The sequence below is a fragment of the Mesorhizobium sp. P3_A9 genome, assembly GCF_056402975.1.
On record NZ_JBFUGJ010000652.1, the window covers coordinates 1 to 1,565 of the forward strand.

Annotated in this window: 1 protein-coding gene; it reads right to left on the minus strand. The window is 55.2% G+C overall.

Going from position 1 to position 1,565, the window contains the following annotated elements; genetic code table 11:
- Positions 1–779: tyrosine-type recombinase/integrase (locus tag AC1DX0_RS35680; RefSeq protein ID WP_477359166.1), on the minus strand; the 779-nt coding region annotated here is incomplete at its 3' end.
- Between the last annotated feature and the right edge of the window lie 786 nt (positions 780–1,565).

The following is a 1,565-nucleotide window of genomic DNA, read 5'->3' on the forward strand; positions in this document are numbered from 1 at the left end:
GAATACGCCCTCTCCAAAACCGGTAACAATGCGTCCGAGATTGGCAGGGTTGCACGCCTTTTCTTGGTTTTGCGGCGCCCAGGAACGTCAAGGTCGATCGTGCCAATTTCAAAGTCGACCCGGTCCCACGTGAGGTCAAGTAGCGCCTGCTGCCGCGCTCCAGTCTCCAGCGCGAGAGCGATAAAGCGTTCAATGCGAGAAAGCCGGTGCCCGCGGCGCCCGCCTTTCTGTTTTCGGTGCGCCCTGGCGGCCTCTTTGAGGCGGGCAATTTCGTCGTCCCGTAACCAACGTTGGCGCGGTTCTCCGGGCTCGGGCAACTCCAGTTTGCGCACGTATTTTGATGGTACGAAGCCGCGATCGGCGCAAAACCGCAGCGCGGCGCGTAAATACACCAGCTCGCATAAGACGGTCTGCGGTGTAACTTTCCGCCCTAAACGTCCGCTGGTCCGCTTTGTGACGTATTCGTCAACCGCATCTTGGTTGAGATCGGCCGCTCGCAGTGAGCCGAAATAAGGGAAGAGCTGTTTCCACGCGCGATGCGCAGTGTCTGGCGAAGCCAATTTAACAGCCACATGTTTTTCGCAGTAGATCGCCCAAATCTTCGAGAGCCTGGGGGATGCTGTTGGCCCGCCTTCCAGGAGGTAAGCGCCTAAAATCTTCCGCGCGTTTACTATGTCGTATTCGTGCGTGGTGACGCGTTTGCCGATCCGGTCTTCGGTCCAGTGGACGTACCAGATTCCGTTCTCGGCGCGTCTAAGATAGGGCGTTGAAGTAGTCACGGGCGATATCGGTGTTAAAGATGGCTCTTAATTTGCCATATCACTTTCGTTCTATCAATATTAATTTCAAATGCAGAGTTGATGTAAAGAATGACAAACGACATCTATTGACAAGTTTGACCACATTTTAAAAAAGGCGGTTGACGCCGGGCGGAATTGCTGTAGTGTGCTCTCACAGCTTGAATCGCTGGTATACAGTTATTTTCAAATTTAGTCCCGGGGTCACGCGCGAATGTCCAAGGCGCAAGCCCAAAGGCGTGTGAAGACCGAAGCTGTCGGTCGATTCACCCCGGGGCGCCGTACGCCGATTGAATCTCGGCAGAAAGCGACAGCAAGTGAACATGACAAACGAATTCAGGTCACTAGAGATCACAGCCTTTTGGGCCGCCAGCTCTGCCCTCCGCAAGGCGGTGAGGGCAAACGCTTCGAACGTTGAAGCGTTTACCCAGAAAATCGAAGACCACGCTATGTTTGGCGTTAATCCACTGATCAGGCGCCGCGCAAAAGAACTGGTCGGCGGGTTAAGAACTGCACGGGCCGGTTGACGCTCGAAAACAGAGAAGAAGACGAAGGGGCGCCAGGGCGCCCCTTTTTCGCGTTTTGGTCTCTGGTTTTTTGGCCGATTTTGGCCCTCCGCTATCAATGCGCTACCAAGAACCCTGCCTAACTATCTGAAATCCTTTCTCCGTTCACTGTGTAAGTAACACTGTTGGCGCGCTTCGGACGCTCAAACAATCCACCTGGTGGGGGGTGTCGCGAGCTGCCCGAGCGGCAGCCGGTGCGCGG